At 65.8% G+C, this 24,149-nt stretch carries 22 protein-coding genes; 11 read left to right on the top strand and 11 right to left on the bottom strand.

Going from position 1 to position 24,149, the window contains the following annotated elements:
- Window positions 1-19 precede the first annotated feature (19 nt).
- The 3 genes from P5W99_RS16310 to P5W99_RS16300 form a co-directional block, all read right to left on the bottom strand.
- On the bottom strand, window positions 20-1,354 hold the full coding sequence (locus P5W99_RS16310; RefSeq protein WP_421026217.1) for a glutamine synthetase family protein: 1,335 nt from the start codon (window positions 1,352-1,354) through the stop codon (window positions 20-22).
- Between the two features lie 29 nt (window positions 1,355-1,383).
- Window positions 1,384-2,184 carry a gamma-glutamyl-gamma-aminobutyrate hydrolase family protein gene (locus P5W99_RS16305; RefSeq protein ID WP_421026216.1) on the bottom strand — a complete coding sequence of 267 codons (801 nt, stop codon included), beginning with the start codon at window positions 2,182-2,184 and terminating at the stop codon, window positions 1,384-1,386.
- A 320-nt stretch (window positions 2,185-2,504) separates the two neighbouring features.
- Window positions 2,505-2,729 carry a hypothetical protein gene (locus tag P5W99_RS16300; RefSeq protein WP_421027046.1) on the bottom strand — a complete coding sequence of 75 codons (225 nt, stop codon included), beginning with the start codon at window positions 2,727-2,729 and terminating at the stop codon, window positions 2,505-2,507.
- Between the two features lie 452 nt (window positions 2,730-3,181).
- On the opposite strand from P5W99_RS16300, the gene P5W99_RS16295 reads away from it, so the two are divergent.
- Together P5W99_RS16295 and P5W99_RS16290 are read left to right on the top strand one after the other, a co-directional pair.
- Window positions 3,182-3,751, top strand: a complete 570-nt coding sequence (locus P5W99_RS16295) for a cupin domain-containing protein (RefSeq protein WP_421027045.1) — start codon at window positions 3,182-3,184, stop codon at window positions 3,749-3,751.
- Between the two features lie 118 nt (window positions 3,752-3,869).
- Window positions 3,870-5,360, top strand: coding sequence for an aldehyde dehydrogenase (locus P5W99_RS16290; protein WP_421026215.1), 1,491 nt, complete (start codon window positions 3,870-3,872; stop codon window positions 5,358-5,360).
- Between the two features lie 87 nt (window positions 5,361-5,447).
- Here the strand turns inward: P5W99_RS16290 and P5W99_RS16285 are convergent, their stop codons facing one another.
- Window positions 5,448-5,891 carry a MarR family winged helix-turn-helix transcriptional regulator gene (locus P5W99_RS16285; protein WP_175195556.1) on the bottom strand — a complete coding sequence of 148 codons (444 nt, stop codon included), beginning with the start codon at window positions 5,889-5,891 and terminating at the stop codon, window positions 5,448-5,450.
- 160 nt (window positions 5,892-6,051) lie between these two features.
- On the opposite strand from P5W99_RS16285, the gene P5W99_RS16280 reads away from it, so the two are divergent.
- The 3 genes from P5W99_RS16280 (at window position 6,052) to P5W99_RS16270 (ending at window position 8,922) form a co-directional block, all read left to right on the top strand.
- Complete coding sequence (locus P5W99_RS16280) at window positions 6,052-7,599, top strand: DHA2 family efflux MFS transporter permease subunit (protein WP_421045394.1); 1,548 nt, start codon at window positions 6,052-6,054, stop codon at window positions 7,597-7,599.
- Window positions 7,600-7,681: 82 nt separating this feature from the next.
- Window positions 7,682-8,620, top strand: a complete 939-nt coding sequence (locus tag P5W99_RS16275; RefSeq protein ID WP_434663816.1) for an AEC family transporter — start codon at window positions 7,682-7,684, stop codon at window positions 8,618-8,620.
- Between the two features lie 98 nt (window positions 8,621-8,718).
- Window positions 8,719-8,922: a glycine zipper 2TM domain-containing protein gene (locus P5W99_RS16270; RefSeq protein ID WP_421026212.1), complete on the top strand. Its 204-nt coding sequence runs from the start codon at window positions 8,719-8,721 to the stop codon at window positions 8,920-8,922.
- A 197-nt stretch (window positions 8,923-9,119) separates the two neighbouring features.
- Here P5W99_RS16270 and P5W99_RS16265 read toward each other — a convergent pair whose 3' ends face one another.
- The 3 genes from P5W99_RS16265 to P5W99_RS16255 all read right to left on the bottom strand — a co-directional run bounded on the left by P5W99_RS16265 (window position 9,120) and on the right by P5W99_RS16255 (window position 12,368).
- The gene (locus tag P5W99_RS16265; RefSeq protein WP_421026211.1) at window positions 9,120-9,965 is read right to left on the bottom strand and encodes a carbohydrate ABC transporter permease; all 846 of its coding nucleotides are present in this window, start codon (window positions 9,963-9,965) and stop codon (window positions 9,120-9,122) included.
- The gene (locus P5W99_RS16260) at window positions 9,962-10,870 is read right to left on the bottom strand and encodes a carbohydrate ABC transporter permease (protein ID WP_421026210.1); all 909 of its coding nucleotides are present in this window, start codon (window positions 10,868-10,870) and stop codon (window positions 9,962-9,964) included. Before P5W99_RS16260 ends, P5W99_RS16265 begins: the two co-directional genes overlap by 4 nt.
- A 253-nt stretch (window positions 10,871-11,123) precedes the next feature.
- Window positions 11,124-12,368, bottom strand: a complete 1,245-nt coding sequence (locus tag P5W99_RS16255; RefSeq protein WP_421026209.1) for an ABC transporter substrate-binding protein — start codon at window positions 12,366-12,368, stop codon at window positions 11,124-11,126.
- Between the two features lie 366 nt (window positions 12,369-12,734).
- Between P5W99_RS16255 and P5W99_RS16250 the strand changes: the two genes are divergently transcribed.
- The 3 genes from P5W99_RS16250 to P5W99_RS16240 are packed head-to-tail and all read left to right on the top strand — an operon-like array spanning window position 12,735 to window position 15,581.
- A complete protein-coding gene (locus P5W99_RS16250) occupies window positions 12,735-13,520 on the top strand; it encodes an SDR family oxidoreductase (RefSeq protein ID WP_421026208.1) in 786 nt (261 codons plus the stop codon).
- A 49-nt stretch (window positions 13,521-13,569) separates the two neighbouring features.
- The gene (locus tag P5W99_RS16245; RefSeq protein WP_421026207.1) at window positions 13,570-14,646 is read left to right on the top strand and encodes an ABC transporter ATP-binding protein; all 1,077 of its coding nucleotides are present in this window, start codon (window positions 13,570-13,572) and stop codon (window positions 14,644-14,646) included.
- 56 nt (window positions 14,647-14,702) lie between these two features.
- Window positions 14,703-15,581, top strand: a complete 879-nt coding sequence (locus tag P5W99_RS16240; protein ID WP_421026206.1) for a MurR/RpiR family transcriptional regulator — start codon at window positions 14,703-14,705, stop codon at window positions 15,579-15,581.
- Window positions 15,582-15,929: 348 nt separating this feature from the next.
- Here P5W99_RS16240 and P5W99_RS16235 read toward each other — a convergent pair whose 3' ends face one another.
- From P5W99_RS16235 to P5W99_RS16225, 3 genes are all read right to left on the bottom strand, one after another.
- Window positions 15,930-17,390 carry a cytochrome P450 gene (locus P5W99_RS16235; RefSeq protein WP_421026205.1) on the bottom strand — a complete coding sequence of 487 codons (1,461 nt, stop codon included), beginning with the start codon at window positions 17,388-17,390 and terminating at the stop codon, window positions 15,930-15,932.
- A gap of 120 nt (window positions 17,391-17,510) precedes the next feature.
- A complete protein-coding gene (locus P5W99_RS16230) occupies window positions 17,511-18,386 on the bottom strand; it encodes an IclR family transcriptional regulator (protein WP_421026204.1) in 876 nt (291 codons plus the stop codon).
- A 10-nt stretch (window positions 18,387-18,396) separates the two neighbouring features.
- Window positions 18,397-19,344 carry an IclR family transcriptional regulator gene (locus tag P5W99_RS16225; protein ID WP_421026203.1) on the bottom strand — a complete coding sequence of 316 codons (948 nt, stop codon included), beginning with the start codon at window positions 19,342-19,344 and terminating at the stop codon, window positions 18,397-18,399.
- 271 nt (window positions 19,345-19,615) lie between these two features.
- On the opposite strand from P5W99_RS16225, the gene P5W99_RS16220 reads away from it, so the two are divergent.
- Genes P5W99_RS16220 through P5W99_RS16210 form a run of 3 tightly spaced genes read left to right on the top strand, consistent with a single transcriptional unit; the run spans window position 19,616 to window position 22,587 of the window.
- Complete coding sequence (locus P5W99_RS16220) at window positions 19,616-20,575, top strand: MBL fold metallo-hydrolase (RefSeq protein ID WP_421026202.1); 960 nt, start codon at window positions 19,616-19,618, stop codon at window positions 20,573-20,575.
- Window positions 20,576-20,601: 26 nt separating this feature from the next.
- Window positions 20,602-22,314, top strand: coding sequence for an FAD-dependent oxidoreductase (locus tag P5W99_RS16215; RefSeq protein WP_421026201.1), 1,713 nt, complete (start codon window positions 20,602-20,604; stop codon window positions 22,312-22,314).
- A gap of 30 nt (window positions 22,315-22,344) precedes the next feature.
- A complete protein-coding gene (locus P5W99_RS16210) occupies window positions 22,345-22,587 on the top strand; it encodes a DUF2783 domain-containing protein (RefSeq protein ID WP_421026200.1) in 243 nt (80 codons plus the stop codon).
- Window positions 22,588-22,668: 81 nt separating this feature from the next.
- On the opposite strand, the gene hydA is transcribed toward P5W99_RS16210, so the two are convergent.
- A complete protein-coding gene (gene hydA, locus P5W99_RS16205; RefSeq protein WP_421026199.1) occupies window positions 22,669-24,126 on the bottom strand; it encodes a dihydropyrimidinase in 1,458 nt (485 codons plus the stop codon).
- Window positions 24,127-24,149 lie beyond the last annotated feature (23 nt).

Here is a 24,149-nt window from a genome sequence, read left to right as displayed (position 1 = left end):
GTTTCGTTTCTCCTTTCTATTACACGTGCAGCAGCAGGTGCTTGCGTTCCCACGAACTGATCACGCGGAAATACGCTTCGTATTCGGTTTCCTTGAGCGCGAGATACGCGCGCACGAACTTCTCGCCGAGGATGTCCTTGAGCGGCTCGCACGCGGCCATCAGCGAGATGCCTTCCTCGAGGTTGCGCGGCAGCTGATACGGCAGCGAATAGCCGTCGCTCACGAGCGGCTCGGTGGGCTTGAGGTGCTGCGTCATGCCCAGATAGCCGGCGGCCAGCGTGGCCGCGATCGCGAGATACGGGTTCGTGTCCACGCCCGGAATGCGGTTCTCCACGCGGCGCGCGGCCGGCGACGAATACGGCACGCGAAAGCCCACGGTGCGGTTGTCATAGCCCCACGCCACGTTGATGGGCGCGGCCATGAAACGCGAGAGACGGCGATACGAATTGATGTACGGCGCAAAGATCGGCATGAGCGCGGGCGTGTACTTCTGCAGGCCCGCGATGTACGCGTAGAACATGTCCGTGGCCTTGCCGTCCGAGCCCGTGAAGAGGTTCTGGCCGCTCTCGGCGCTGATCATGCTCTGGTGAATGTGCATGGCCGACCCCGGCTCGTTCTCCATCGGCTTGGCCATGAAGGTTGCATACATGTGATGGCGCAGCGCGGCTTCGCGCACGGTGCGCTTGAAGAGGAACACGCGGTCGGCGAGATTGAGCGGGTCGCCATGGAGGAAGTTGATCTCCATCTGCGCCGCGCCCACTTCGTGAATCAGCGTATCGACTTCGAGGCCCTGGATATCGCAGTACTCGTAGATGTCTTCGAAGAGCGGGTCGAACTCGTTGACCGCCTCGATCGAATACGCCTGGCGGCCCGTTTCCGGACGGCCCGTGCGCCCCACCGGCGGCGTGAGCGGAATATCCGGGTCCTTGTTCATGTCGACGAGATAGAACTCCAGTTCCGGCGCGATCACGGGCTTCCAGCCCTTCGCTTCGTAAAGTTCGAGCACGCGGCGCAGCACGCGGCGCGGCGAGATCTCGACCGGCGTGCCGTCGAAGTGCACGCAATCGTGGATCACCTGTGCGGTGGGATCGACGGCCCACGGAATGATGCGGATGGTCGAGGCGTCGGGCACGCACACCATGTCCGGGTCGGTGACGCCGGTGAGGCTGCCGTCCTCGGGATAGTCGCCGGTCACGGTCTGGATCATCACCGCTTGCGGCAGCCGCATGTTTTCGCCGAATTCGAACTTGCTGCGCGGGATGATCTTGCCGCGCGCGATGCCCGCCATATCGGGGATGATCGCTTCGATTTCGGTAATGTGGTGCTTCTTCAGGAAGTCGTCGATGTCGTTCATGATTTCTCTCTGTTCTGTATGAGCCGGCGTCATGCGTGCATGGATTGGCGCCCGGCTCCGCACGGTATTCGGGCCAGCATGCGGGCGCGGCAGGCTTCGCCGAAGGCGCGGAAAATCGCGGTGGACAGCGCGTTCTGCGCGTGCTGCCATTCCGGGTGCCATTGCACGCCGAGCGCGAAGCTCGCCGCATTGGCCACGCTGATTGCTTCGATCAGGCCGTCGGGTGCCGTTGCTTCCACAACCAGTCCGCCGCCGAGCGTTTCGATGCCTTGCCCGTGCAGCGAATTCACCCGGGCTTCGCGAGTCTCGCCTGTGCCGCCGGCGAGCCGTTGCAGCAAGCCGCCCTCGGCCAGCGCGATGGTGTGCGCCGGGCCATATTGCGTATCGAGCGTGTCGGCCTTGTTCTCGCGATGGTCGTCGAAGCCGTCAACGGCATGCACCTGCTGATGCAGCGTGCCGCCGAACACCACGTTCATCTCTTGAAAGCCGCGGCAGATGGCGAGCACGGGCACGCCCGCGTCGATGGCCGCGCGCATCAGCGGCAGTGTGGTGGCGTCGCGCTCGGGGTCGTGCAACGTGCCTGCGGCGCTAGCCGCGCCGCCGTAACGATGCGGCTCCACGTTCGAGTAGCTGCCGGTGAAGAGCAGCCCGTCAACGGCTTCGAGCAGGTCGGCCGTGGCCTGTCGCGCGCCGAGCGCCGGCAGCACCACCACGAGCCCGCCCGAGCCGTCCACGGCGGCGGCGATGTACTTCTCGCCGGCCACGTGCGACGCGTGCGGTCCCATCATCGTGCGATCGGCGGTGACTCCAATCAATGGCTTGGTTCGCATGACTAATGTTTCACTTCTTTTGCCCGGGCAATGCATATGCAAAAAGATTTTGCAGTAAGGCCCGGACGTGACATGACCTTGCAACCCTGCACGAGGCAAGGCCGCAAACCTTAGGTGTGGCGCGCGAGCGTTGCTAACGCATGGCGCCGCGGGTGGAGATCATGTAGGCGGTTCGTTTCCGGCCGTTATGCGGCGACACCGTGCAAAGGCGTGCGCAACCGCGCCGCGGGCGCGCAGCAATGCGGCTCGCGTGCAATGGACGGCGATAAAAGCGGCGACACAAACGGCGATGAAAACGAACAGCGCAGGAAGGAGAGGCGCTAGGGCAGCAGCGACGCGACTTCGTCGGTATGAACGGCGATGAAGGCGCGGGCCGAGACGGCGTTATGGCGTCGAACGGACCGGCGGGAAAGAATGGTGAAGACGGATGGAAGCAGGCGAGAGGCAAGCCTGCCGCGAACGCCGTCGGCGATGGCGGCGCAGTCACTGCGAAGACACCTCGCATGACTTCGTTCCCATCTCACCAGAGGGCCACGGACTCTCACAATTACACTCGACTGGGTGGTTGAAGAATTGCCCGATTTATTCAGTGCGGAATGAATACTTCGCACTGCATCAATCTGAACATTGGTGTCGTTCAATGTGCATTGCATGAATGGTGTATTGCGGGACCATTTCATGCTTGCGGTCATCGTTCGATCAACCTGTGTTTCAGCATATACGAGCCAAAAAGGCCGTCAATTATTTTTTACGTTTTTTTGTGTCAGCACTTTCCCGAGGGCGTTCTGTGAACCCCGACAAACACGAAATATGCCCGGATGCTTTTATATTTCGATTTACTTACAGGGGTTTCCACTAGCGCAAAATCTTGCAAACTGATTAGAATATTCAACACACCGACGTGCCGTTTTTGTTGTTGTTCGTCCGTCGCTCATTGCGGTTCGCAGTCGTCCGCAGTGGTTTTTTGGCGCGCTTCCTGATCAACCGGCTTTCGAACGTGACCGAGTCCGCATCCGCTTCTACTGAAGTCGCAACACGTCTGCGCTACGTGCGCAAACGCTATGGATTGTCGCAGCGCGAGCTCGCCAAGCGCGCGGGCGTTACCAATGGCGCGATTTCGCTGATCGAGCAAAGTCGTGTCAGTCCCTCAGTGGGCTCGCTCAAGAAGCTGCTCGAGTGCATTCCCATGAGTCTTGCGGAGTTCTTCACCTTCGATCTAAACGAGGGCGCGAGCGTGGTGTCGCGCCGCAACGAGATGCCTAATCTCGGCAACGCGTCCATCGAGTTCTATCTCGCCGGCGCGAACGTGAAGGACCGCAACATGGGCATCATGCGCGAGGTGTATCAGCCGCTCGCCGACACCGGCGCCGAAATGCTCTCGCATGCGGGCCACGAGGGCGGCGTCGTGGTGTCCGGCCAGCTCGAACTGAGCGTGGACGGCACCACCTGGCTGCTCGACCCCGGCGACAGCTACTACTTCGAAAGCCGTCTTCCGCACCGGTTTCGCAATCCCAGCGCGAGCGATGTTTGCGAGGTGGTGTCGGCCAATTCGCCGCCCACCTTCTGACTCGCGCATATCAGATTCGCTTCCTGCTGCCCTTATGTTGAATTCAGGCTGAATTTCGCCTGAAATTCGGCGGCATCCGCGGCACGCGAAGTGGATCGCAAATCATTGAGGCATCCTCATGGAAAAGAGAACTCTCGCTTACTGGCAGGACAAGGCCGCATCGCTTTCGATCGAAGGGCGTGCATTCATCGACGGTGCGGTGCGCGACGCGTATTCGGGCCGTACCTTCGATTGCGTGAGCCCAATTGACGGCCGTGTGCTCACGAGCGTGGCCGATTGCGGCGCGGCTGATGTCGATGCCGCCGTGGCCGCTGCGCGCCGCGCCTTTGAGCACGGCGTGTGGGCAGGCCGCAATCCGCGCGAGCGCAAGGCGGTGCTGCTGCGCTGGGCCGCGCTCATGCGCGAGCACCTGGACGAACTCGCGCTCCTCGAAACGCTCGATGCGGGCAAGCCGATTGGCGACACCACCACGGTGGACGTGCCGGGCGCGGCCTATTGCGTCGAATGGTTCGCCGAGGCCATCGACAAGGTGGGCGGCGAGGTCGTGCCCGCCGACCATCATCTCGTGGGCCTCGTCACGCGCGAGCCCATCGGCGTGGTGGCGGCCGTGGTGCCATGGAATTTCCCGATCCTGATGGCGTCGTGGAAGTTCGGGCCCGCGCTGGCCGCCGGCAACAGCGTCGTGCTCAAGCCTTCGGAGAAGTCGCCGCTCACGGCCATTCGCGTGGCGCAACTCGCGCACGAGGCGGGTATTCCGGCGGGCGTGTTCAACGTGCTGCCGGGCGGCGGCGAGCCGGGCAAGCTGCTTGCGTTGCATCGCGACGTGGACTGCCTCGCCTTCACGGGCTCGACCAACGTGGGCAAGCAGATCATGCAGTACGCGGGCCAGTCCAACCTCAAGCGCGTGTGGCTCGAACTTGGCGGCAAGTCGCCCAACATCGTGCTGCCCGATTGCCCGGACCTCGATCGTGCGGCAAAAGCCGCAGCCGGTGCAATCTTCTACAACATGGGCGAGATGTGCACAGCGGGCTCGCGCCTGCTAGTGCATCGCGACATCAAGGACGTGTTCCTCGCGAAGCTGCTCGAAGCGGCGAAGGCATACAAGCCTGGGAATCCTCTCGATCCCGATGTGTCGATGGGCGCGATCGTCGACAAGGCTCAACTCGAGCGCGTGCTCGGCTATATCGAGGCGGGGCGCAAGGATTCCACGCTGCTGCTGGGCGGCGAGCGCGTGAATGCATCGAGCGGCGGCTTCTACGTGGAGCCGACCGTGTTCGATACGCGCCACGACGCACGCATCGCGCGCGAGGAGATTTTTGGCCCGGTGCTTTCGGTCATTACGTTCTACACGATCGACGACGCAGTGCGCATCGCCAACGACAGCGATTACGGGCTGGCGGCGGCGGTGTGGACGGCGAACCTCACGCATGCGCACGAGATTTCGCGCCGCCTGCGCGCGGGCACCGTGTGGGTCAACTGCTATGACGAAGGCGGCGACATGAATTTCCCGTTCGGCGGCTTCAAGGAGTCGGGAAATGGCCGCGACAAGTCGCTTCATGCGCTCGAGAAGTACACGGAGCTGAAGTCCACACTCGTGCGGCTGCGCTAAAAAAGACGGGCGAGCCCGCACGGCAGGCGCAAGCTTGCCGGCGGGCGGCGCTCGCAAGCGCGCGAGCGATTCACGTGATGGGTTGAATCAGCGCTCGACGAGCGCGCCCAGATTGGCGCGCACGCGCTGGAGCATCCGACTGAACTGCTCGGCTTCTTCGGGCGTGAAGCCGGCCAGCGCTTCGGCCTGCACCTCGTCGCCCACGCGGCGCGCGCCGCTGAGCGCACTTTCGGCCTTGGGCGTGAGGCTCACCAGCCACTCGCGGCGGTCTTCGGGGTTGGGGGCGCGCACGACCCAGCCGCCTTCCTCCATTCTTTCCAGCAGCCTGCCAGCGGATATCGGCGCGACTTCGAGACGCTCGGCCAGGCTTGCCTGGTTCATGTCGCCGTAATGCGCGAGATACGCGATCGTGCGGCACTGCGCGCGCGTGAGTTCGAGCGACGACTTTGCAAGCTCGTCGTAACGCTTGCCATACAGGCTGCCCACGTCGACGACGAGAAAGCCGAAGCGTTTTTCCAGGTCAGTAGTCATCGCGCGATTATACGGTGCGCCGCGCGGCCGGGGCCCCGCGACGCGCTTCGCGAGCGCGGGCCTTTCTTTCGGGTTGTGCCGGGTGCGGCGAGTCGTATAATAAGCAGGCTTATTATTTCGCCACCTGGTTGTCACGCCACCCGCGCCGCCCGAACCCACGATGACCGCAGTCCCGCACGGCACCGCCCCGCAGCGTGAGGGCGCGCCGCTCAATCGCGGCATGATCACCTTGTCGATCATGCTCGCCACGCTGATGCAGACGCTCGACAGCACGATCGCGAACGTCGCGCTCCCGCACATGCAGGGCACGCTTTCGGCGTCGCAGGACGAGATCACATGGGTGCTCACTTCGTACATCGTGGCGGCGGCCATCGCCACGCCGCTCACGGGGTGGCTCGCCGACCGTTTCGGCGTGAAGCGGCTGCTCGGCGTGGCCATTGCGGGCTTCACGGTGGCCTCCGCATTGTGCGGGCTCTCGGAAACGCTCGGCGAGATCGTCGGCTCGCGCCTGTTGCAGGGCGTGTTCGGCGCGTCGCTCGTGCCGCTCTCACAGTCCATCCTGCTCGACATCAATCCGCGCGATCGCCAGGGGCAGGCCATGGCCGTCTGGGGCATGGGCGTGATGGTGGGCCCCGTGCTCGGCCCCACGCTGGGCGGATGGCTCACGGACAGCTACAACTGGCGCTGGGTGTTTTTCATCAACGTGCCGATCGGCGCGTTCGCATTCTTCGGCGTCTCCACGTTCATGCCCTCGCGCACGCCGCGCCGCGAGACGCGCTTCGACGTATTCGGCTTCGCCACGCTGGCGCTCGCCATCGGCGCGCTGCAGGCCTTGCTCGACCGCGGCGAGCAGCTCGACTGGTTCGGCTCGCTCGAAATCCGCATCGAAGCGCTGGTCTCGTGCATCGCATTCGCGTTCTTCGTCGTGCATACGGCTACATCGGGCCCCAACACGTTCTTTCGCTATCAACTGCTCAAGGACCGCAATTTCGCGACCGGGACGCTCTTCATCTTCGTGATCGGCGCGGTGCTGTACGCCACGCGCGCGCTTCTGCCGCCCATGCTGCAGAACCTGATGGGCTACCCGGTCGCCACCACTGGTCTTGTCACGGCGCCCAGCGGCGCGGGCACCATGCTGGCCATGCTGATCGCGGGGCGCCTGCTCAAGCACGTGGACGCGCGCGCCATGCTGCTGTTCGGCTTTGTGGTGTCCGCCTATGCGCTGTGGCAGATGATGCAGTACACGATCGTGCTCTCGGCTTCCGATATCGTGTGGCCCGGCGTGATACAGGGTTTCGGGCTCGGCTTCGTGTTCGTGCCGCTGTCCACGCTGACGTTCTCCACGCTTTCGGCCCCGCTGCGCGCGGACGGCACCGCCACGTACAGCCTGATGCGCAACATCGGCAGCAGTATCGGCATTTCGATCGTGCAGACTTTCGTGACGCGCGGCACGCAGATCGCACACGCGGATCTCGCTGCGCATATCACGCCGTTCAACCCGGCGCTCCAGCCGATGCTCGCCACGGGATCGCGCTACGATCTCGCCGTGCTCAACCTGTCGATCACGCAGCAGGCGCAGATGATTGCGTATCTGAACGACTTCAAGATGATGTTCGTCGCGACGCTGCTGGTGATTCCCCTGCTCGTGCTGATCCGGCCCTCGGCGGGCAGCGGGGCGGTCGACGCGAGCCACGCGGCGATGGACTGATCTCCGGCGTCCCAGCGCATTTTTCGCGCGTTTCGCGCCGCGCCGCGCGACATACTCGCGCGGCACATTCACGTTTGCCCCGATGCTCTCTGCCGTTTCAATCGTGCTTCCCGTCTTCGGCCTCATCTTTGCCGGCTTCGCGTGCCGCCGTTGCGGCGTGCTCGGCCCCACGGCGGCCTCCGAGCTGAACCGCTTCGTCGTCTGGCTCGCGCTGCCGGCGTTGCTCTTCGACATCCTTGCGCGCGCAACGTGGCATGAACTCTTTCAGCCGGCTTTCGTGGCGGCGTTCAGTCTCGCGGGGCTGGCGGTGTTCGCGGCGGTGGTGGGCGTGCGGGTCCTGCTCGGGCGCCCGCTCGCCGATGCCAGCATCGACGGGCTCGCCGCTTCGTATCCGAACACGGGCTACGTGGGCTTTCCGCTGTGCATGATCGCGTTCGGGCCGTCGAGCCTCACGCCCACGACCATCGCTACGATCCTCGTGGTGTGCGTGTTGTTCGCGCTGGCAATCGTGCTGATCGAAACGGGTCTGCAAAGCGAGCGCCGCCCGCACCACTTGCTGCTCAAGGTGATGCGCTCGCTCATGCGCAATCCGCTGCTCGTCGCGCCCGCCCTGGGCGCCATCGTGTCGGGCGCGCATTTCACGCTGCCCGCGAGCGCCCAGACCTTCCTCAAGCTGCTGGGCGGCGCCGCGAGCCCCTGCGCGCTCGTGAGTCTCGGACTCTTTCTCGCCGAGTCTCGCGAGAAAAGCGCAGCGCCGCCCGAGTCGTCGTGGCTCACGTTCTCGAAGCTCGTGGCGCAGCCGGTGCTCACATGGTGGCTGGCCGCGCACGTGTTCGCTCTGCCCGGGCAACTCGTGGACATCGCGGTACTGCTCGCGGCGCTGCCCACCGGCACCGGACCGTTCATGCTTGCGGAGTACTACCGGCGCGAAGCGCACGTCACGTCGCGCACGATCCTGCATTCGACGCTCGGCTCGCTCGTCACGCTCACGCTGATTCTGCTGCATCTGCACAACGGCTGACGCCGTGGAGGCGCTGCGCTCGCCACCCACACTGCGCGCGACGCGGTGGCACGCTGCTTGCGCCAGTTCGGTCATGGTTCTGATTGGGAGAATGAACGATGATCTGGCTTCGACGCAGCCGCGCATTGCGGGCCTGTGTTCTCGTTGCCGCCACTGTCTCGATGCTGGGTGCCGGCGCGTGCACGCTGGGCGGTGCCGCGGCAGGCGGCTATATTGGCAACAGGGCGACCAACGGTAGTGCCGTGGGCACGGTGGGCGGCGCCGTTGCGGGTGGTGTGATCGGACACGAACTCGGCGAGTAGGCGCCCGCACGACTTTACGCAGCGAACACGACGCGTGATCCGGAATGCGCGTCTCGCAACGACGGCCCGGGCGCCGTCGTTTCATGGCGCGGTTGGCAAGTGGCCCCATTCATCATCGAATAGCTGCTCGCCTGGATTCTTGCAAAACTTTCTCGTCTTACACGAATGGCCAGCCGACCGCCGCCGGTTTCACCGCTTTATTTCACCGCCCCCAGCGCGAGCCCCTTCACCATGTAGCGCTGCAGCCACGCGAACACCACGGAGACCGGCAGCGTGGCCGCGAGCGTGGCCGCCATCACCAGTTCCCATTCCACGGTGTACTTGCCGGCCACCATGTCGGTGACCTGCACGGTGAGCGTCTTGTTCTCGGGCGAGCGGATCAGGGTGTAGACCACCGCAAACTCGTTCCACGCGCTGATGAACGTGAAGATCGCCGTGACCACCACGGCTGGCACGGCAAGCGGCAGGAACACGCGCAGCACTGCGCCGCTGCGGCTGCACCCTTCGAGCCAGGCCGACTCTTCGAGGTCGCGCGGCACGGTCTGGAAGTACGAAGACAGCATCCACACCGCGAACGCAATGTTGAACGCCGCATACGAGACGATCACACCGATCTTCGAATCGACGAGATTGCCGTCGCCGTAAGGGATCATCGCGGCGAGCCGGAACAGGCCCACCACCAGCAGGATGGGCGAGAGCATCTGCGTGACGAGCAGGAACTGCCGGTAGAGCCCGCGTCCGCGAAACGGAAAGCGCGCGAGCGCGTAGGCCGCGGGCAGGCTGACGGCCAGCGCGAGCGCCGTCGAAAGGCACGAGATCACGATGCTGTTGCGCAGCGCGACGCCGAAGTTCGCGGCCTGCCACATGTCGACATAGTTTTCCCAGCGCCAGTGCATGGGCAGCCAGCGCGCCGGATAGACGAACACCTCGGAGGCGGGCTTGAACGAGGTGAAGAACATCACCGCGAACGGAAAAAGCACGGCCACCACGAGCGGCGAGAGCGCGAGCCAGCACCAGAGCGAGCGTTTGAGCTTGCGGTTCATGCGAGGTCTCCTTCGGCGCTGCCGCCACGCCTTGCCTGTACGCGCAGGTAAGCCACCGAAAACGCGAACAGGATCACGAGCATGACGAGCGAGACGGCGGCCGCTTCGCCGGGCCGGCCGAGCCGGAAGCCCAGTTCGTAGAGGTAGGTGACGAGAATGTGGGTGCTGTCGTCGGGGCCGCCTTGCGTCATCACCCAGATGATCGGGAACGAGTTGAACACGTAGATCACATTGAGCAGGATCGCCATGTTAATGAAGGGCTTGAGCAGCGGCAGCGTGAGCTGGCGGAACTGCTGCCAGGCGCTCGCGCCGTCGATGCGCGCGGCTTCGTAGATGTCGCTGGGCACCGAGGAGAGCCCGCCCAGCAGGATCGTGGTGCTGAACGGGATCGACACGAGAATGCCCACGGCAATCTCCACCGGGAATGCATATTGGGGCGTGGCGAGCCAGTGGATCGGCGCCGAGATCATGCCGAGGCGCTGCAGCGTGACGTTGACCATGCCGTAGTCGTCGTTGAAAGCCCAGCGCCAGACCACGGCAGTCATGGTGAGCGAGACCGACCACGGCAGCATGACGATGGTGCGCGCGATGCCGCGTCCATAGAAGTCCTGATTGAGGATCAGCGCGACCGGAACCGAGATCGCCACCGTGCCCACCACGACGCAGAACGTCCAGATCAGCGTGTTCTTCAGCGCGCTCAGGAACACGGGATCGGTGAAGACGTTGTAGAAGTTCTGCAAGCCGCTGAAGCCGCGAACCTGGCCGAAGCGCGACACCTCGTGCAGCGACTGGTACACGATGTTGAAGATCGGGTAGCTGATGATGAATAGCGCCAGCGCCAGGCTCGGCACGATCAGCAGCCAGGGGGCGCGGGGCGCGGCGATGGCGCGATGTGAGCGGCTCATGTGACTCGTGTGACTCGTGTGGCTGCGGTTTGTTGTGCGTGGAAGCGGGCCGGGCGGAGCGCTCGCTTTGCCGCTCGCCGGAGCGGCTGGCGGCGTTTGCTTCAGGGGACCGGGGGTCATGGCGTGCTGCGTCCCGCGTTGCGGTCATTGCATGAACGAACCGGCGCGCCGCGTAGCGAATTCCATGCTACGCCACGCGCCGGTATTTTGCGGCGATGAAGCGCCTTGCTGCTGTTCCGGCCGTGGGCGCCGCTTACTTGCCGAGCGACTTGTTGGCTTCGGTGGCGGCCTGGTTCAGCGCGTCGGCGGGCTTGGCCTTGCCGAGGTAGATCGACTGCATCGCGTTGGTCACGGCCTTGGCGGTGTCTTCCCAGCCCGTCACCGTGGGCGCGAAGCGCGCATGCGGCAGCAGCGCGACGAACGCCTTGGTGTCCGGATCCTGGAACGCCGGATCGGTGGCTTCGGCCTTGGTCGTCGGCAAGAAGCCCTCGGTGCTAGTGAACTCCACGCGCGGCTGTTTGGTGAACAGGAAGTCGAGGAACTTCCACGCGCTCTTCTTCACCTTCGAGTTCTTGAACATCATGATCGAGTCCGTGACCGCATAGGTCGCGGGCGTCGTGCCCACCGGGATCGGGTCGATGCCGTACTTGATGTTCGGCGCTTCCTTCTTGAGCTGCTTGGCGAGGAACGGCGCGGAAATCATCATCGCCACGCGGCCCTGCTTGAAGAGGTTCTGCACGTCCTCGCGGCTGTAGCCCGTCACGCCAGGCTCGGTGAGGCCTTCGTCGATCATGGTCTTGTAGAGCGTGGCGGCCTTCACGCCGGCCGGCGAATTGAACGCGGCCTTGCCGTCCTTGCCCACCACGTCGCCGCCATTGGTCCACAGCGAATAGTAGTAGTACACATCGGTTTCGATTTCCTTGCCTTGCAGGCCGAACCCGGCAATGCCCTTCGCCTTGAGCTTCTTCGAGGCGTCGATCACCTCGTTCCAGCTCTTCGGGCCGTTCGGATAGCCCACCGAGGCGAGCATGTCCTTGTTGTAGTAGAGCGCGCGCGCGGAGGCGGCAATCGGCAGGCCGTAAATCTTGCCGTTGATTTCGCCAGGCGCGAGGAACGGGCCGATGAAGCGGCCCTTGAAGTTCGCGTCCATATAAGGATCGAGCGGCTCGGCAATGTCGTCCTTCACGAAGTCGAGCAGCCAGCGCGTGCCGATGATCGCGAGGTCGGCGTTCGCGCCGCCGGAGATATCCGTCTGCAGTTTCTGTTGCAGCGAGTCCCAGTTCACGTCTTCGATCTTGATGGTGGTGCCGGGATTGGCGGCCTCGAACTGCTTGGCCATTTTCTCGAAGTACGGGGCCGTGGCGTCGCTGTAGTGAGCGACGGTCACGCGGACCGTGTCGGCGTGCGCCGCCACGGTGACGCCTGCCGCAGCGATACCAACCGTGAGCGCAGCGGCGAGCTTGCCGAGCGTGAGGGATGCACGTGCCTTAAACGCCATTCTCTGTCTCCTGTGTCGATGGAAGCGGGCGCCGCGCACCTCGTTCCATCCCATGCGGGGTGATTGCTGCCTGGTTTTTCGGATATTGCCGCCGCCTTGGCTTCGGTCGTCGTGCTGACCGTCTTGCGTTGTGTGAAAAAATCCTACAGGATGAAAAAAGCGTTGTCACCTGGGAAACGCGAGATTGTTTTGTGTGCCGGAAATTGCCTAACATGCCGTAAAACATAAGGAATTCATGCGGCGTCGCAGCAGCATGCCGTTCGTGTAAAGCCGTTGGAAAGATCGCATGCAGCCCACTATGTAGGAAATTTACAGCTTTGCCGGATGCGTGGCGGGACCTTTCGAATCCTTCGTGGAGAGTCGACGATGAGCCGGGTGGTGCTGGTGACGGGCGCGTGCGGCGGCATTGGCCGTGCGTTATGCAAGCGATTTCACGAGGCGGGCGACACCGTGCTCGCGCTCGATCGCGACGAGGCCGGCGTGCAGGCGCTGGCGGACGAGCTGGTGGACCAATCCGGCGCGCAGCGCCTCGAAGCGCTGGCCGCCGACGTGAGCGACCAGGCGGCCATCGAAGCTGCCGTGGCGCGCGCCGTGGCCGCGCGCGGCCCGGTGGAGGTGGCCGTGGCCAACGCGGGCGCCGCGCTCGGCACGACGCTCGCGCATACCGACGCCGCAAGCTGGCGGCGCGACATCGACCTGAACCTGAACGGCGCCTACTACACCGTGGAGGCGGTGCGCCGCTCGATGATCGAGCGCGGGCGCGGCGTGCTCGTGCTGATCGGCTCGGTGAACGGGCTGTCTGCGCTCGGACACCCCGCGTACAGCGCCGCGAAGGCGGGGCTCGTGAGCTACACGAAGGCGCTGGCCATGGAGCTCGGGCCGCACGGGATCCGCGCGAACATCGTTTGCCCCGGCACGGTGAAAACGCCGGCCTGGCACGCGCGCGTGACGCAGCATCCGAAAATATTCGAAGAACTGAAGAAGTGGTATCCGCTCGGCGACGTGGCCACGCCCGAGGACATCGCCGACGCCGTGCAGTTTCTCGCTTCGCCGCAGGCGCGCGTGATCACGGGCGTGGCGCTGCCGGTGGATGCGGGCCTCATGGCCGGCAACCGGCTGATGGCCAACGAGCTCACGCTCGATCCGTTCTGAAGCGCGCGGCAGGCGGGAACAGTACAAAAGGACAGCCCAAGAGGACAACATGGCGGCAGTGCAACTGAACGGCATCTACAAGCGCTACGGCGACACCCAGGTCGTGCACGGCGTGGATCTCGACATCGCGGACGGCGAATTCGTCGTGCTGGTCGGGCCTTCGGGCTGCGGCAAGACCACCTTGATGCGCATGATCGCCGGCCTCGAAGACATCAGCGGCGGCGATCTCACCATCGGCGGCACGCTCGCGAATACGCTGCCGCCGCAGCAGCGCAATATCTCGATGGTGTTCCAGAGCTACGCGCTCTATCCGCATCTCTCGGTCTACGACAACATCGCGTTCGGGCCGCGCATCCGCAAGGAGCGCGAGGAGGGCTTCAAGCCGCGCATCGAAGCCGCCGCGAAAATGCTCAATCTGTCGAGCTATCTCGACCGTCTGCCGCGCGCGCTCTCGGGCGGCCAGCGCCAGCGCGTGGCGATGGGGCGCGCCGTGGTGCGCGAGCCCGCGCTGTTTCTGTTCGACGAACCGCTCTCGAATCTCGACGCCAAGCTGCGCGTGCAGATGCGCACGGAAATCAAGGCGCTGCATCAGCGCCTGCGCAACACGGTGGTGTACGTCACGCACGACCAGATCGAAGCGATGACCATGGCCGACCGCATCGTAGTGATGAACGCGGGACGCATCGAGCAGATCGGCAAGCCGCTCGATCTCTACGACAAGCCGGGCAATCTGTTCGTGGCGAGCTTTCTGGGCTCGCCTTCGATGAACTTCGCCGCAGGCAGCGTGATGAGCGACGCGCGCGGCACGGCGCTCGTGCTCGAGGACGGCGTGCGCATCGCGCTTCCCGAGGGCAGTGCGGGAACGAGCATGCAAGCGGGCGCGCGCGTGACGCTGGGCATTCGCCCCGAGCACGTCGAAACCCAAGGCGGCGACGTGCCGTTCAACGTCGAGGTGATTGAGCCGACTGGCGCCGAGACCCACTTGTACGGGAAAATAGGCGGCACGACATGGTGCGTCACGACGCGTGCGCGGCCCGGCATCGAACCGGGGCAGCGCATGACGCTGGGTCTGCCGCTCGCCCACCTGCATCTGTTCGATACCGAAAGCGGCAAGCGGCTCGACTGACTGAACCGAACCGCGGGCCCGGTCGCACCTTCCACGGCTTATCCACGGAATACAGCTTGCCGGTCTCCAATCTGATCCATCACATCCGCAACGTAGCGGAGTCGCTGCGGCCCGCCGAACGCAAGGTCGCGGAGATGGTGCTCGCCGACATCGACTTCGCGATGCGCGCGAGCATCACCGAACTCGCGCTGCGCGCCGAGGTGTCCGAGCCATCGGTCACCCGGTTTTGCCGCGCGGTGGGCGCGCACGGCCTGCGCGACTTCAAGATGCGGCTCGCGCAGAGCGCGGCGGGCGGCATGCCGTTTGCCGCCGCGCGCGAAGTGGCGAGCGGCGACCTCGCGCAGGCCGGCACGCTGCTCGATCGCGTGACGGAGCAGGTGGTGCTGGGCGTGCAGCACGCGCGCGCCTCGCTGGACCCGGCCGTGTTCGAGGCGGCGGTGGCGGCGCTCGCCAGTGCGCGGCGCGTCTATTTCTTCGGCGTGGGCGCGGGCTCGGGGCTGGTGGCGCAGGACGCGGCGCTGCGCTTGCTGCGCCTCGACATTGCCGCGAGCGCGTTCACCGACGCGCATTTGCAGCGGCTCTATGCCGGCTTGCTCGAGCCCGGCGACGTGGCGTTCGCGATCTCGCAGTCGGGCCGCAGCGTGGAAGTGAACGAGAGCATCCAGATCGCGAAGGAGCGCGGCGCGACCACGATCGCGCTCACCAATGCGGGTACGCGGCTCGCGTGGGTGGTGGACATACCGCTGCTGTTGCGCGTGCCGGAGTCCGAAGCGCCTGAAGAGGCGCACGCGCCGGGCGTGGCGCGCATCGTGCATCTCGCGGTGGTGGATGCGCTCGTGATGGGCGTGGCGCTCGGGCTCGGGCCGAAAACGTTGGAGAAGATGCGTGGCGCGCAGGGTGGCGAGGGGGCGGGCAGCGTGGAAGTGAAGGAATAAGCCGCGCGCGACACTTGAAGCCGCGCGGTTGCTTATTCGCGCGCCCGCGCTTCCAGCGCTATGCGCGCGAGAAAGCCGCTTCGCGTTTCATGCCGCTTCTCTGCCGCTTCTCGACATACGCGTCGATTTTGTGCAAGACGGACCGTGGAAGGAGCAGGGCGCAAAGCGCGAGGCTGATGGCTGCGGAGTACTGGGGGCTCGTGGTCCTGAAGTTCATGGATGGGCTGGCGGACGATCGTTGTCTGAGGAGTCGCCACCATAGCCTGCCGCGGATCCTGAAAAAATCGAGTCGGAGCCTTGCTTGTGCGCAGTCACCGTTTTCCGGCGCGGCTCCAGCCGGTCGCCGGATCAAGTTGCCCGCACGCGTTTCCTTAGCCTCACCGGCATGGTGTCCGGCACCATCGTGAATGCCGACACCTCGTTGATTTTCGCCGGATCGATGGCCATCTCGATCTCGAATTCGTCCATCAGCATGGAGAGCGCGAGGCGCATCTCCACGGTCGCGAGATGACGCCCCGGACACACGCGCGGCCCCGCGCCGAACTGCAGGTAGGCGCGCACGTCGTGCGCACCGCCGTGCTCGCCGCCTTGTTCCTTCTTATGCATCCAGCGCCACGGATCGTAGCGCTGCGGATCGGCGAAATTTTTTGCGTCGGTCATCGCGGGCCGTGCCACGAAGAACATGCGCGTGCCACGGGGCAAGGCCACGCCGTCGAGCACCACGTCTTCGAGCGGCTCGAACGAGTGCACGGCCGCCACGGGGCGCAGGCGCGTCGCCTCGATGCAGATCGCCTCGAAGAGGTCGAGCTCCTTGAGCGTTGCATAGTCGGGGCATACGCTCGCCTCGCCGAGCACGCGGCGCGCTTCACAGGCCAGATGCGTTTGCAGCGACGTGTCCGCAGCGAGATAGGGCAGCGTCCACGCGATCGAATCGGCGGTGGTGTCTTCGCCCGCGAGCAGGATCGTCAGCACATTGGCGCGGATCTGCGCATCGGTGATGGGCGCAGCACCAGGTTCCGCCCTGGCGTCCTGCTGCTGCACGAGCATCGCTTCGAGCAGGTTGCGCGGCGTTTGCGCGGGCTCGTCGCGCAGGCGTTCGCGGGCGCGCGCCATCATCGCGTCGACATGGCGGTGCACTTCGGCCAGCGCCTGATCGAGCTTGCGGTCCGCGGGCAGCTTGAAGTAGCGCCAATACGGAAAGAGCGCGTTGATGCGGCCCATCACGCTCGGCAGGATGCGCTCCAGATGCTCCTGAATCACGCCGTGATCGCGTTCGAGCGTGCGCGGGTCTTCGCCGAACGCGAGCGCGCTCGTCACGTCCACGGTGTAGCGCTTGAGATCGTCGGTCATCTCGACGGTCTCGCCGCGCTCGGCCGCGCGTAGCCAGCGCGCGCGCAGCCGCCCGGTGATGTCGGCCAGCGTGGGATAGAACGCCTTGATGGTCGGGATCGAGAGCGCCTGCATCACGAGGCGGCGTTGCGGCTCCCAGGCCGCGCCTTCCGCCGAGAACAGGCCGTTGCAGCCCATCTCCTCGAGCACGGCCTCGATCGGTTGATAGCGCCGGTAGCGGTGCGGGCGCTCGCGCATGATCTGCTGGATCAGCTCGGGGTCGGTCCAGATGGTGATGGGGATGCTGCCCACCTGGAAGCGGTAGGGCGTGCCCAGCTCGGCGGCCCAGCGTTCGAGGATCAGATGCAGCCGCGCGGGCGAGAGCTGCAGCAGGTTGCCGACGAGCGGCAGGCCGCGCGGACAGGGCAGGTCTGCGACCTGACGCTGCGCGGTGCGGGAACCGGTGGTGGCCGTGCTCATGAGCGCTTCCCTGGTGGCGGTTGGCGGGCTGGTGTGGCTGCTGGGCGCTACTGCGTGGTGCGTGGTGTCGCGCGGTATTGCGGGGTGTTGCATGGCCGCGCGCGGACGACTGGGAGCCGATTATAGCGACGCGGCCCCCGCCACATGACCGAAGCGGCGCGACAGGCGCTCGGCCGAGGCGCTTAGCCGCTGCGCGCTGTCGCCCTCGCTGGCGGTGTCGAAGTTGCCCGATGGCCCCATCAGCGCGAGCACGAGGCACACGCTGCCGGTGTGGTCGAACACGGGCGCGGCCACCGTGCTGATGCCGGGGATCGGATTGTCGAGCGCCGTGTCGAGCCCTTGTGCGCGGATCGCGGCAAGGCGCCCGGCGTAGCGCGGATCGGATGCCGCCGATTGCATGGGCGACGACGGCGACGGCGCGCCGGCGAGGCGCAGGCCGTCTTGCGCGAGCAGCCCGGCGCGCATGTCGTCGTCGAGCCAGGCGGCGAACACGCGGCCGATGGCCGTGTTCACGAGCGACATCACCGTGCCTGGCCGCAGGCTCACGTGCAGGGGGCGCGGCGATTCTTCGAGGCGCACGACCGTGGGCCCAAGGGGCCCCGGCACCGCGAGCGCCACGCTCATGCCCGTGCTGGCGGCGAGGTCGACCAGCTCGGCGTCGGCTTCGCGCACGGGCGACAGGCGCGCGAGTCCCAGCAGGCCTAGTTCGAGGCTCAAGGGGCCGGCTTCGTAGCGGCCTGCCGCGTCGCGCGCGAGCAGGCCGGTCTTGAGCAGGCTCACGAGGTGCGGGAATGCCTTCGCGCTCGGCATGCCGGCCGCCGCCGCGAGGTCGCGCAGCGAGAGCGGCGTGCCGGCCGCCACCAGCGCGGCGAGCAATTCGCCTGTGGCATCGAGCGCCTGGATGCCGCGCTGCGGCTTGTCGGCGGATTCGAGCTGGGGCGCGGATTCGGCGCGGGCTTCGTCCGTGACGGTGGACGGGGTGCGGGCTCGGGGCATGGTGGCGGCTTCAGTTCGGATCGGAGGCGGGAGGGACAGCGACGGCGCCGGCGGAAGCCGCCGCAAAGGCAGCCTCGGCGATTTCGCGCGCGGCCTCGCGCAGCGCGCGCACGAGCGCGCTGGTCGGACGCACGTCGAGCACGCCGGTTGCGCCCACGGCCGTGAGCGTGAGGCGCAATCCATGCTGCGGATCGAGCACCGGCACGCAGGCGCTGCTCACGCCCGGGCTGGGCGAGTCGATGCCGAGCTCGAAGCCGCGCGCGCGGATGGTGTCGAGCGTGGCGGTGAAGGCGGCGTCGAGTTTCGGCGACGGGGCGTCCTTCGATGTGGACTTGCTGGCCGCCGTCGAAGTCGCGCCGGCTGTCGCTGTGCCGCGCCAGACCGGCTGCGCCGTCTGGTTGCGCCACATCGCGCGCAGCGCGGCTTCGTCGAGGTATGCGCAGAACACGCGGCCCGTGGACGTCGCCGGCAGCGACATCACCGTGCCCACGTGCAGGTTCACATGGAGCGGCAGGCTCGCGTGCTCGTAGCGCACGATGGTCGGCCCTTGCGGCCCGGCAATGCATAGCGCGATGCTGCAGTTGTGCGCCTGCGCGAGCGCCGCCGCGCGCGGCACGGCTTCGCGCAGCGCGGGCTCCTGCGCCAGGTGCAGAAGGCCGAGGCGCAGCGCGAGCGGCCCCGCCTCGTAGCGCCCGGACAGCGCGTCGCGCTTGATCAGCCCCAGGCGCGTGAGGCTTACCAGATACGCGTGCGCCTGGCTCGACGCGATGTCGGCGCCTGCTGCGAGATCGCTGGGCGCGAGCGGCACGCGGGCGTCGGCGAGCACGCGCAACAGGCGCGCGGCCACCTCCACGCTTTGAATGCCGCGCTGCGTCTTGCCGCCGCCTGCGTCCGCATCCGGCGTGGCCGACGGCGCTTGCGTGGTCGCGGCGGCGCGCGCGTTGCGAGGGGTCTTCACTCGTTGTCCCGGGCTGAAAAAGGGTCCATGTTAACCGAATGGCGCACGAACACCGGCGATCAAATTATTTGCAAATAGCTAGTGTATTCGCCATTGACAAATAAAACCGGGCGGGCGATCATGACCTCACCCCGGCAAAACAGCGGCTCATTCACAACCAGGCGGGGCGAGACATTCGGGCGGGCGTGAGGCCCGCCATTGCGGCGCGTGCTCGCGCGGGCCGCCCTGCCTCGCTCCGTCGTTCGCTCCCCCAACGGATACGGAGACTCAGATGGCAAAGGCGTTCGCATCGCAGGCGGATCTCGAAGAGAAGCAGGTCACCTTCACGCAGCTCTCGGAAAACGCCTACGCGTACACCACGGAAGGCGACCCGAACTCGGGCGTGATCATTGGCGACGACGGCGTGCTGATCGTCGACACCACCGCCACGCCCGCCATGGCGCAGGATCTCATCGCCAAGATCCGCAGCGTGACGGACAAGCCCATCAAGTACGTCGTGCTCTCGCACTATCACGCGGTGCGCGTGCTGGGCGCATCGGCGTATTTCAAGGAAGGCGCGCAGCAGATCATCGCGAGCCGCGGCACGTACGAAATGATCGTCGAGCGCGGCGAAGCCGACATGAAGTCGGAAATCGAGCGCTTCCCGCGCCTCTTTGCGGGTGTGGAAACGGTGCCGGGCCTCACGTGGCCCACGCTCGTGTTCGAGAAGGAAATCACGCTGTTTCTCGGCAAGCTCGAAGTGAAGATCGCTCACCTGGGCTCGGGCCACACGAAGGGCGACACCGTGGTGTGGCTGCCGCAGCAGAAGGTGCTGTTCTCGGGCGACCTCGTGGAGTACGACGCGGCCTGCTATTGCGGCGATGCCCAGCTCGCCGAATGGCCCGCCACGCTCGAAGCGCTGCGCTCGCTGGGCGCGCAAAAGCTCGTGCCGGGCCGCGGCCCCGCGCTCGTCACACCCGATGAAGTGAACAAGGGCCTCGACTACACGAAGGACTTCGTCACGACGCTGCTCGCGCAGGGCCGCAAGGCGGTCGCGCAGAAGCTGGACCTCAAGCAGTCGATGGCGCTCACGCGTGAAGCGATGGATCCGAAGTTCGGCCATGTGTTCATCTACGAGCATTGCCTGCCGTTCGACGTGTCGCGCGCCTACGACGAGGCGAGCGGCATTACGCATCCGCGCATCTGGACCGCGCAGCGCGACAAGGAAATGTGGGACGCGCTGCAGGATTGAGGCTGACGCGAGGCATGGAGACAACAATGATCGACTATCAGACGCTGACCTTCGAATACACGCGCTGTAGCGAGCAAAGGCCGGATGCCGCCGCGTGCGTGCATCCGGTCGTGGTGGTGGGCGCGGGGCCGGTGGGCCTCGCCGCGGCGATCGACCTCGCGCAGCACGGCGTGCCCGTTGTGCTCGTGGACGACGACTGCACGCTCTCCACGGGCTCGCGCGCAATCTGCTTTTCGAAGCGCTCGCTCGATATTTTCGACCGGCTCGGCTGTGGCGAGCGCATGGTCGAGAAGGGCGTGAGCTGGAACGTGGGCAAGGTGTTCCGCAAGGACGAGCTGGTTTACACCTTCAATCTGCTGCCGGAAAGCGGGCATCATCGGCCTGCGTTCGTCAATTTGCAGCAGTACTACGTGGAAGGCTTCCTGCTCGAACGCGCACAGGAACTGCCCAACCTCGAAATCCGCTGGAAGAGCAAGGTGACGGGCATCGCGCAGCACGGTGCGCCGGGCGCCGAAGATTCGCACGTGGCGCTCGAAATCGAAACGCCCGACGGCTCATACGAATTGCTCGCGCGCTACGTGGTGGCCGCCGATGGCTCGCGCAGTCCGGTGCGCAAGCTCATGGGCCTCGACAGCCATGGCCGCACGTTCAAGGACCGCTTCCTGATCGCCGACGTGAAGATGGAAGCCGAGTTTCCCACCGAGCGCTGGTTCTGGTTCGACCCGCCATTTCATCCGAACCAGTCGGTGCTGCTGCATCGCCAGCCCGACAACGTCTGGCGCATCGACTTCCAGCTGGGCTGGGACGCCGACCCGGTGCTCGAAAAGACCCCCGAGCGCGTGATTCCGCGCGTGCGCGCGCTGCTCGGCCCCGACGCGAAGTTCGAGCTGGAGTGGGTGAGCATCTACACGTTTTCGTGCCTGCGCATGGACAGCTTCCGCCACGGCAACGTGCTGTTCGCGGGCGACTCGGCGCACCTCGTTTCGCCGTTCGGCGCGCGTGGCGCGAATAGCGGCTTCCAGGACGGCGAGAACCTCGCGTGGAAACTCGCGATGGTGCTGGAGAATCGCGCGCCCGATGCACTGCTCGACACCTATGCGAGCGAGCGCGAATACGCCGCCGATGAAAACATCCGCAACTCCACGCGCTCGACCGACTTCATTACGCCGAAGAGCGCGGTGAGCCGCGTGTTCCGCGACGCCGTGCTCACGCTCGCGCGCGAGCATGCATTCGCGCGGCAACTGGTGAACAGCGGGCGGCTCTCGGTGCCTGCGGTGCTGCACGAATCGACGCTCAATACGGCCGACGAAGAGACCTTCGCGGGCCAGATGGTGCCGGGCGCGTCGTGCGCCGATGCGCCCGTGGCCGGCACGCAAGGCGCGCCGCAATGGTTGCTCGCGCAACTAGGCGGACGCTTCACGGGGCTGCTGTTCTGCCGCGCGGGCGCGACGCTCGAAAGCGGTACGCGCGCAGCGCTCGACGCGCTGGCGCGTGGCCCGGTGCCGATGCAATTCGTGGTTGTGCTCGATGGCGCGGGCGCGGTGCCCGAGGGCTTGCCTGCGAACGCGGCAGTGTTGCGCGACGCCGAAGGCCTGGCCGCGCAACGCTACGGCGCGCAGGATGGCGCGTTCTATCTGATCCGGCCGGATCAGCACGTGTGCGCGCGCTGGCGTCGCGCCGATGCGTCGCGCGTCGAGCAGGCGCTCAAGCGGGCGTTGTGCGTGGCCGGCACGGCTTGACGCGCCGGACCGTCAATCAAGGAGACAACGATGCTCAACACCCAACCCAACCTCGCACGCCCCGACGACTTCTACGAGGCGCTCATCGACATGCATCGCGATCTCGACGAGGAACAGAGCCAGTCGGCCAATGCGCAATTGATTCTGCTGCTCGCGAATCACGTGGGCGAGCACGAGGCGCTGATGGACGCGATCCGCTTTGCGCGCGCGGGCGCGGCGTGCGCGCCTGAAGGCAACGGCGCGGCGAGCGGTCATGGCCAGTTGGCGGCTTGATTCACCGCTTGATGGAGTGAAAGCGCGCGGAGCTTGTCGCTCCGCGCGCTTCATGAGTCATCGCTTCGATCGCTTAATCGCTTACTTCGCCGCATCGCCTTCGCGATGTACCGGCTGCGTTTCCTTCAACTGCTTCGCGAGCCGAGAAGCCTGCAGATAGCCCGGATTCGCGGGCCGTTTCAGATAGCGCCCCGCGCCGCGCTTCGCACGCAAGTCGCCATCCGCCCACACGAGTTCTCCCTGGGAAACCGTATGCGTGGGCACGCCGCGCACCGTCATGCCTTCGAACACATTGAAGTCCACGTTCTGATGGTGCGTCTTCACCGAGATCGTGCGCGTGCCCTGCGGGTCCCAGACCACCAGATCGGCGTCCGCGCCCACGGCCACCGCACCTTTGCGCGGATAGAGGTTGAAGATCTGCGCGGCGTTCGTGGAGGTCACGCGCACGAACTCATTCGGCGTGAGACGCCCGGTGTTCACGCCCTGATCCCATAGCACGGCCATGCGGTCTTCCACGCCGCCGCAGCCGTTGGGAATCTTCGTGAAATCGTTGCGCCCCATGGCTTTCTGCGAGGCGCAGAATACGCAGTGGTCGGTGGCCGTGGTGTGCAGCAGGCCGCCTTGCAGCCCGCGCCAGAGCGCGTCGCGATGCTCCTTGGTGCGGAACGGCGGGCTCATCACATGCGCGGCCGCGCGCGTCCAGTCGGGGTCGCGATACACCGACTCGTCGATCACGAGATGGCCCGCGAGCACTTCGCCGAAGACGCGCTGGCCTTCGGCGCGTGCGCGCGTGATGGCTTCGAGCGCCTCTTTCGCGGAGACGTGCACGATATACACGGGCACGCCCAGCACCTGTGCAATGCGCATCGCGCGGTTCGCGGCCTCACCTTCCACTTCGGGCGGCCGCGAGAGCGGATGCGCCTCTGGTCCGGTGAAGCCGCGCGCGAGCAATTGCCTCTGAAGCTGAAACACGAGCTCGCCGTTTTCCGCGTGCACGGTGGGCAGCGCGCCCAGTTCCAGTGCGCGCGCGAAGCTGTTCACGAGGATCTCGTCGTCGGCCATGATGGCGTTCTTGTACGCCATGAAGTGCTTGAAGCTCGACACGCCGTGGTCCTGCACGAGCAGCCCCATGTCGCGATGCACGCTCTCGTCCCACCACGTCACCGCCACGTGAAAGCCGTAGTCGGCGGCGGCCTTCTCGGCCCAGCCGCGCCATTGCTGGAACGCGTCCATGAGCGGCTGCTTCGGGTTCGGGATCACGAAGTCGATGATCGACGTGGTGCCGCCCGCGAGCCCCGCCGCTGTGCCGCTGAAGAAGTCGTCGCTCGCCGTGGTGCCCATGAAGGGCAGCTCCATGTGCGTGTGCGGGTCGATGCCGCCCGGCATCACGTATTGCCCGCCCGCGTCCACCACGGTGGCGCCAGCGGGCGCGTCGAGGTTCTCGCCGATCGCCGCTATCGTGCCGCCTTCGCAGAGCACATCGGCGCGATAGCTTTTGTCCGCGTCGACGATGGTGCCGCCTCGAATCAGGATCGCCATGATGCAATGTCTCCTTCGGTTAC

Origin of the sequence: Paraburkholderia sp. A3BS-1L (assembly GCF_051125215.1) — a bacterium.
In the GTDB taxonomy this organism is placed as follows: domain Bacteria; phylum Pseudomonadota; class Gammaproteobacteria; order Burkholderiales; family Burkholderiaceae; genus Paraburkholderia.
Note: the sequence above shows the minus strand (reverse complement) of the source record. Positions and strands in the feature narration are given on the sequence as shown.

Excerpts from the sequence above, each read along its gene's own strand:
- P5W99_RS16230 (WP_421026204.1), bottom strand. The coding sequence starts at position 18,386 with ATGCCCCGAGCCCGCACCCCGTCCACCGTCACGGACGAAGCCCGCGCC.
- P5W99_RS16305 (WP_421026216.1), bottom strand. The coding sequence starts at position 2,184 with ATGCGAACCAAGCCATTGATTGGAGTCACCGCCGATCGCACGATGATG.
- hydA (WP_421026199.1), bottom strand. The coding sequence starts at position 24,126 with ATGGCGATCCTGATTCGAGGCGGCACCATCGTCGACGCGGACAAAAGC.
- P5W99_RS16265 (WP_421026211.1), bottom strand. The coding sequence starts at position 9,965 with ATGAACCGCAAGCTCAAACGCTCGCTCTGGTGCTGGCTCGCGCTCTCG.
- P5W99_RS16280 (WP_421045394.1), top strand. The coding sequence starts at position 6,052 with ATGACCGCAGTCCCGCACGGCACCGCCCCGCAGCGTGAGGGCGCGCCG.
- P5W99_RS16270 (WP_421026212.1), top strand. The coding sequence starts at position 8,719 with ATGATCTGGCTTCGACGCAGCCGCGCATTGCGGGCCTGTGTTCTCGTT.
- P5W99_RS16250 (WP_421026208.1), top strand. The coding sequence starts at position 12,735 with ATGAGCCGGGTGGTGCTGGTGACGGGCGCGTGCGGCGGCATTGGCCGT.
- P5W99_RS16275 (WP_434663816.1), top strand. The coding sequence starts at position 7,682 with ATGCTCTCTGCCGTTTCAATCGTGCTTCCCGTCTTCGGCCTCATCTTT.
- P5W99_RS16245 (WP_421026207.1), top strand. The coding sequence starts at position 13,570 with ATGGCGGCAGTGCAACTGAACGGCATCTACAAGCGCTACGGCGACACC.
- P5W99_RS16290 (WP_421026215.1), top strand. The coding sequence starts at position 3,870 with ATGGAAAAGAGAACTCTCGCTTACTGGCAGGACAAGGCCGCATCGCTT.
- P5W99_RS16260 (WP_421026210.1), bottom strand. The coding sequence starts at position 10,870 with ATGAGCCGCTCACATCGCGCCATCGCCGCGCCCCGCGCCCCCTGGCTG.
- P5W99_RS16310 (WP_421026217.1), bottom strand. The coding sequence starts at position 1,354 with ATGAACGACATCGACGACTTCCTGAAGAAGCACCACATTACCGAAATC.
- P5W99_RS16235 (WP_421026205.1), bottom strand. The coding sequence starts at position 17,390 with ATGAGCACGGCCACCACCGGTTCCCGCACCGCGCAGCGTCAGGTCGCA.
- P5W99_RS16255 (WP_421026209.1), bottom strand. The coding sequence starts at position 12,368 with ATGGCGTTTAAGGCACGTGCATCCCTCACGCTCGGCAAGCTCGCCGCT.
- P5W99_RS16210 (WP_421026200.1), top strand. The coding sequence starts at position 22,345 with ATGCTCAACACCCAACCCAACCTCGCACGCCCCGACGACTTCTACGAG.
- P5W99_RS16215 (WP_421026201.1), top strand. The coding sequence starts at position 20,602 with ATGATCGACTATCAGACGCTGACCTTCGAATACACGCGCTGTAGCGAG.
- P5W99_RS16285 (WP_175195556.1), bottom strand. The coding sequence starts at position 5,891 with ATGACTACTGACCTGGAAAAACGCTTCGGCTTTCTCGTCGTCGACGTG.
- P5W99_RS16220 (WP_421026202.1), top strand. The coding sequence starts at position 19,616 with ATGGCAAAGGCGTTCGCATCGCAGGCGGATCTCGAAGAGAAGCAGGTC.